Raw genomic sequence first — 6,100 nt, 5'->3', positions numbered from 1 at the left:
CGCCGTAGGCGTTCTCGCGGCGGGTCGGCGGCATCGGCGAGGCTCGCTCGCCGGCAGGCCGCGTCGGCGTCGCCGGCGTCGCGACGGCCCGACGTGGCAGCGCGGCGGCCCCTCAGCGGGCGCCCACGAACCGCTTCGCCGCACGCTCCCCCGCCGCCACGGCGGCCGCGTGGTCCTCGATGGGGGACACGCGGGTGTGCTTGAAGACGATGTAGGTGACGCCCGAGGCCACACCGCCGCCGTGCGGGTCCGGGCGGATGCCGAGGGCCTTGGCGGCGGCGTAGGACGCCTCTCCGATGATGTGCTGCGGGCCGGTGTCACCGACCACCGCGTACTGCACCCGGTCCCGGTGGATGACGGCCACGACCGCCCCTCCGCGGACGCCGTGGTCCCGGTAGTCCCAGATGCGGCTCGGGGCCGGCACGACGATGAAGGGCAGCCGCTCGGCGCTCAGGGGCCGGCCGTCGGACTGCGCGAAGGCGGTGCTGGGGGCGAAGTAGGGATCGGTGCCGCGGTTGCAGCGCGGGCCCGGACGGCCGTCGCAGTCGATGTCCATGTCCGCCTTCCAGTACACGGCGTCGCCGGTGCCGCAGACCGGGATGGTGGCGGGGGCTCCGTAGTCGCTGCGGTAGCGGCCGTGCGAGACGGGGGCGCAGGCGCGCACCTTCGCCAGCAGGCCGGCGGCGGTCACCGTGCCCTCGCGCGTCGCCACGGGCCGATCGCCGTGCGGGGGCTGGGTGGTGGGGGCTGTCGTAGGGGCGAGCAGGGCGGCGCTGGCCGCGGCCAGTGAGAGCGACTGGACACGCACGATACGGGAGCCTCTCCTCGGGGACCTGACGGAAACTCAGCCCAATCTGGCCCCGGGGTGACCGGCGGGCCACCGCTGGTGGGCCGGACGGTGCACGCGCCCAAGGGATGAAAGGGGCCGGGGGCCTGAGTCCGTGTGAGACCCGGGCCGCCCGGCCACCCGCGCCAACGCGGCATCTGCGACGACAGCGGTCCGCGCGACAAGCCCGAACACCCCGGCGTCCGCCAGGTGTTCGGCCGTGAGGAACATCAGCATACGAAACTCCGCCGAGCGGTCGCGCACGACGGGGGACACCGAACCCTCGACTCCACCCTCTTGATGTGATCGCGTCAGTCACGTCATATTGGTCCGGACCATTCCCGAGCCCCACCCCGGGAGGCAGTCCCGTGCGACGAATTGCCCTGCTCCGCCGGTGCGCCGTGCTCTGCGCGACGGCCGCCCTGGTCGCCTCCTGCGGCTGGGCCGGAACAGGCGAGGACGACGCAGGCTCCCCACCCGGCGCGCCGACCGGCGTCACCGCGGCCGCGGGCAGCGCCACGAGTGTGCACGTCATGTGGAACGCGACCGAGCGGGCCGACCGCTACGAGGTGTATCGCGGCACCACGAAGGTCAAGGAGGTGCCTGGCTCGCAGCACATGGTGGACGTCACCAGGCTGCGGCCCTCCACGCGGTATGTCTTCACCGTGCGGGCGCGGGACGCCGACGGGCGGCTCGGGCCGCGCAGCCGGGAGGTCCGGGCGAGGACACCGGCGGCCGCCGCGGACGACCGCTCGGCGCCGACCCGCCCCGCGGCGCCCCGCGGGCGCCCGGCCGGGAGCCGGGCCGCCCAGCTGTCGTGGTCCGCCTCGACCGACGACCGGGACGTGGTGTCGTACGACATCCACCAGGGGGACGCGAAGATCCACAGCGTGGGCGGGGGCCAGACGGCCACCGTCGTCACGGGGCTGCGGCCCGGCACGGCCTACGTCTTCACCGTCCGGGCCCGGGACGCGGCCGGCAACACCTCCCCCGCCAGTGCCGCCGTCCGCCTCACCACACCGGGCAGCGACGACGGCCGCGCCACGGCGCCCACCGGCTTCCGGGCGACCAGCCGCCGCGCGGACGGGGCCTACCACATCGACCTCAGCTGGGTGCCGCCCCGGGTGGACGGTGTGGTCACCGAGTACCAGGTCGAGCTGGACGGCCGGGCGGCCACGTCCCTCGTGTTCGGCGGCAACCCGCCGCGCGGCCGGGCGACGTACAGCTTCTACGTGGGGCGGGACAGCGGGGTCACCCACCGCGTCCGCATCCGGGCGATGCTGCCGGACGGCACCTGGGGAGGCTTCTCGGCGGAGCGGACGGTGACGACGGGCGCGGGACGCTGACCCACACCCGAAGGCGGGGCCGGGGCGGGACGGCGTCACCTGCACGGCGGCGTCCGGCGTGCGGCACGGACCCCGGGCGCTTTGGCTGACCCTGAGGCAGCACGGGCGTTCCCGACCCTCGGCGGCGCTAGGGATGTACCGCCAACCGTGCCGCCGGAGGGCAGTCCACATGCGCAACTCATCGATAGTCCCCCGATCCGGCCTGACCCTGGCCGCCGCCGCGCTGCCCCTCGCCCTGGCGGCGGTGCCCGCGGCCGCGGGCCCGGGCATCTCCGTCAGCACCACGGGTTCCACGGTGTCGGTCACGACCAGTTCGTGCACCCAGATCAACGGCAGCTGGGGCACCGCCTCGCTGCTCACCAGCAGTCAGGGCAGTTTCGCCCAGGGGCGGCAGGTGACCCTGTCGGGCACGTCGACCAGCCAGTCCGCCGCCTGGTCGAACGTCACCGCGGGCACGTACACCGTCATCGTCATCTGCTCGGACGGCACCACCGCGGGCACCCAGTCCGTCGCCGTCTCCCCCGCCCCCACCCCCACGCGGACCGCGTCCCCCTCGGCCTCACCGTCCCGCGGTGTCATGGGCGGGGTCGGCGGATCGTCGACGGACTACGGGACCGTCACGCTGGTGGCGGGCGGCACGCTGGTCGGGGCCGGCCTCCTCGCGACGGCCTGGTACCTGCGCCGGCGCAACAAGCCGTACCGGCTCTGACCCGGTACGGATGGCGGCCCGCCCGGTCGAAGCGCTCCGGCCGGGCGGGCCGCCGTCACGTCCCGGTCAGGCCGGCCGGGTCGGCTCGGGGCCCGGCAGTTCGGCGAAGTCCGCGAGGGCACGCCTGAGCCACTGGGTCCAGAAGGTCTCCAGGTCGATGCCCGCTCGCAGCACCAGGTGCCGCAGCCGGTCCTCGGTGCCGTCCCGGCCGGGCGGGAAGTCGCGCTGCTCGATCTCCCGGTACTCCGCCAACTGCCGCTCGTGCAGCTCCAGGTGGCGGCGCAGATCGGCCTCCAGGCCGGCGGTGCCGACGACGGCCGCCGCCCTGAGCCGCAGCAGCAGCGTGTCGCGGTGCGGCTTGGGGTCCTGGGAGGCGGCGGTCCAGCGGGCCAGTTCGGCGCGGCCCTTGGGCAGCACCTCGTAGCTCTTCTTCTGCCCGCGGGCCGGCTGCTCGGACGGCAGGGCCCGGATGAGGCCGTCGGCCTCCAGTTTCCCGAGTTCGCGATAGATCTGCTGATGCGTCGCCGACCAGAAGTAGCCGATCGACCGGTCGAAGCGGCGGGTCAGCTCCAGCCCGGACGACGGCTTCTCCAGGAGGGCGGTGAGGATCGCGTGCGGGAGTGACATGGCCTCATCCTAGGGACGTGTTCCCGCACTACAGGGCGGCCGCCAGCTCGGTGCCCTGCTTGATGGCGCGCTTGGCGTCCAGCTCCGCGGCCACGTCGGCCCCGCCGATGAGGTGCGCGCCGCGCCCGGCCGCGATCAGTTCGTCGTAGAGCCCGCGGCGCGGCTCCTGGCCCGTGCACAGCACGATCGTGTCGACCTGGAGCACCGTGCTCTCCTCGCCGACGGTGACGTGCAGTCCGGCGTCGTCGATCCGGTCGTAGCGCACGCCCGGGACCATGGTGACGCCGCGGTGCTTGAGTTCGGTGCGGTGGATCCAGCCGGTGGTCTTGCCGAGCCCGGCGCCGACCTTGGACGTCTTGCGCTGCAGCAGGTGCACGGTGCGTGGCGGGGCGGGCCGCTCGGGCGCGGCGAGGCCGCCGGGGGCGCGGTAGTCCATGTCCACACCCCACTGGCGGAAGTACGTCCGGGGGTCCTCGTGGGCCTTGTCGCCGGTGTCGGTGAGGTACTCGGCGACGTCGAAGCCGATGCCGCCCGCCCCCAGGATCGCGACCCGGTCGCCGACGGGGGCGCCGTCGCGCAGGACGTCGAGGTAGCCGAGGACGCTCGGGTGGTCCACGCCCGGGATGTCGGGGGTGCGGGGGGTGACGCCGGTGGCGACGACGACCTCGTCGAAGCCGTCGACGTCCCCGGCCGTGACGAGGGTGTTCAGGCGGATGTCGACGCCGTGCCAGTCGAGCTGGGTGCGGAAGTAGCGCAGCGTCTCGTCGAACTCCTGTTTCCCGGGCACCTTGCGGGCGACGTTGAGCTGCCCGCCGATCTCGCCCGCCGCGTCGAACAGCGTCACCTCGTGCCCGCGCTCGGCGGCCGAGACCGCGCAGGCGAGTCCGGCCGGCCCGGCTCCGACGACCGCGACGCGCTTGCGCAGCCGGGTCGGGGAGAGCACGAGCTCGGTCTCGTGGCAGGCGCGCGGGTTGACCAGGCAGGAGGTGATCAGGCCGCTGAAGGTGTGGTCCAGGCAGGCCTGGTTGCAGCCGATGCAGGTGTTGATCGCCTCGGGGCGACCGGCCTCGGCCTTGGTGACGAAGTCGGGGTCGGCGAGCATCGGGCGGGCCATCGACACCATGTCGGCCGCGCCCTCGGCGAGCAGTTCCTCGGCCAGCTCGGGGGTGTTGATGCGGTTGGTGGTGACGAGCGGGACGGACACCTCGCCCATCAGCCGCCGGGTGACCCAGGTGTAGGCGCCGCGGGGCACGGAGGTCGCGATGGTGGGGATGCGGGCCTCGTGCCAGCCGATGCCGGTGTTGATGATCGTCGCCCCGGCGTCCTCGACGGCCTTCGCGAGGGTGATCACCTCGTCGAGCGTGGAGCCGCCCGGCACGAGGTCGAGCATGGAAAGGCGGTAGATGACGATGAAGTCGTCGCCGACCGCCTCGCGCACCCGGCGCACGATCTCCAGCGGGAAGCGCGTGCGGTTCTCGTACGAGCCGCCCCAGCGGTCGGTGCGCCGGTTGGTCTGCAGCGCGATGAACTCGTTGACGAGGTAGCCCTCGGAGCCCATGATCTCGACGCCGTCGTAACCGGCCTGGCGGGCGAGGCGGGCGGCACGGACGTAGTCGTCGATGGTCCGCTCGACGTCGGCGTCGGTGAGCTCGCGGGGCGGGTAGGGGCTGATGGGCGCCTGCAGCGGGCTGGGCGCGACCAGGTCGCGGTGGTAGGCGTAGCGGCCGAAGTGCAGGATCTGCATCGCGATCCGCCCGCCCTCGCGGTGCACGGCGTCGGTGATGACCCGGTGCTGCTCGGCCTCCGCCTCGGTGGTCAGTTTGGCGCCGCCCTCGTAGGGCCGCCCCTCGTCGTTGGGGGCGATGCCGCCGGTGACGATCAGGCCCACTCCCCCGCGGGCGCGGGCGGCGTAGAACGCGGCCATGCGCGCGAAGCCGCCCTCGGCCTCCTCCAGGCCCACGTGCATGGAGCCCATGAGGACCCGGTTGGGCAGGGTGGTGAAGCCCAGGTCGAGGGGGCTCAGCAGGTGCGGGTAACGGCTCATCGGGCCCTCCGTGCGCGGTGTCGTGCCTGTAGTTGTAGAGGACTACCGACGGTTTATGCAACTAGTTGCACAAGGTGATGGAGGGCACAGTAGGGCCATGACCAGGGGCCTTGGAGCGCGGTCCGGGGTGGTGGACTCGCCGGTGATCCGATCCGCCACCCGGGACGGACCGGCCTCGACCGCGCGGCCGGTGCCGGCCGCCTGGGAGGAGTGGCTCACCGGGCAGCTCCGCCGCGGGGCGTCAGAAGAGGGACGCGGCGGAACAGGGACGCGGCGGGCTTCGAGCCGGCCGCACCCCGGCCGTGCCCCGGCCGCGCAGCCTCCGTCCCCGACGTCGGGCGGCACGACCTGGCCGGGGGATTCGCGGCGGGTGCGCGGTGCTGCTCGACGCCGGCGAGCAGCACCGTCGCTTCGGGGGCGTCGGGCCTGCCCCGCCGGCGTCGGGCCTGCCCCGCCGGGGTCGAGGCCGTCCGCCCGGCCGGGGTGGTGATCGGCTGCCCCGGACTCGACGAGGTCGTGGTTGTCGGGCGGGGGCGGGGGCGGGCCGG

At 74.2% G+C, this 6,100-nt stretch carries 5 protein-coding genes; 2 read left to right on the top strand and 3 right to left on the bottom strand.

Features of this window, described 5'->3' with window-relative positions:
- Positions 1-112 precede the first annotated feature (112 nt).
- Positions 113-808 (bottom strand): glycoside hydrolase family 75 protein, encoded by a 696-nt coding sequence (locus tag RIN80_RS24800; RefSeq protein WP_309097871.1) that lies wholly within the window; start codon positions 806-808, stop codon positions 113-115.
- A gap of 386 nt (positions 809-1,194) precedes the next feature.
- Between RIN80_RS24800 and RIN80_RS24795 the strand changes: the two genes are divergently transcribed.
- Together RIN80_RS24795 and RIN80_RS24790 are read left to right on the top strand one after the other, a co-directional pair.
- Positions 1,195-2,172, top strand: a complete 978-nt coding sequence (locus RIN80_RS24795; RefSeq protein WP_309097870.1) for a fibronectin type III domain-containing protein — start codon at positions 1,195-1,197, stop codon at positions 2,170-2,172.
- Positions 2,173-2,341: 169 nt separating this feature from the next.
- Positions 2,342-2,881 carry a hypothetical protein gene (locus RIN80_RS24790; RefSeq protein WP_309097869.1) on the top strand — a complete coding sequence of 180 codons (540 nt, stop codon included), beginning with the start codon at positions 2,342-2,344 and terminating at the stop codon, positions 2,879-2,881.
- A gap of 66 nt (positions 2,882-2,947) precedes the next feature.
- Here the strand turns inward: RIN80_RS24790 and RIN80_RS24785 are convergent, their stop codons facing one another.
- Together RIN80_RS24785 and RIN80_RS24780 are read right to left on the bottom strand one after the other, a co-directional pair.
- Positions 2,948-3,508 carry a PadR family transcriptional regulator gene (locus RIN80_RS24785; protein ID WP_309097868.1) on the bottom strand — a complete coding sequence of 187 codons (561 nt, stop codon included), beginning with the start codon at positions 3,506-3,508 and terminating at the stop codon, positions 2,948-2,950.
- Positions 3,509-3,536: 28 nt separating this feature from the next.
- Positions 3,537-5,552, bottom strand: a complete 2,016-nt coding sequence (locus tag RIN80_RS24780; protein ID WP_309097867.1) for an NADPH-dependent 2,4-dienoyl-CoA reductase — start codon at positions 5,550-5,552, stop codon at positions 3,537-3,539.
- Between the last annotated feature and the right edge of the window lie 548 nt (positions 5,553-6,100).

Source organism: Streptomyces sp., from assembly GCF_031181705.1.
GTDB lineage: Bacteria > Actinomycetota > Actinomycetes > Streptomycetales > Streptomycetaceae > Streptomyces.
This window is presented reverse-complemented; position numbering and strand designations above follow the sequence as displayed.

Bases quoted from the DNA above. Each gene is read 5' to 3' on its own strand.
- RIN80_RS24790 (WP_309097869.1), top strand. From the start codon at position 2,342: ATGCGCAACTCATCGATAGTCCCCCGATCCGGCCTGACCCTGGCCGCC.
- RIN80_RS24785 (WP_309097868.1), bottom strand. From the start codon at position 3,508: ATGTCACTCCCGCACGCGATCCTCACCGCCCTCCTGGAGAAGCCGTCG.
- RIN80_RS24780 (WP_309097867.1), bottom strand. From the start codon at position 5,552: ATGAGCCGTTACCCGCACCTGCTGAGCCCCCTCGACCTGGGCTTCACC.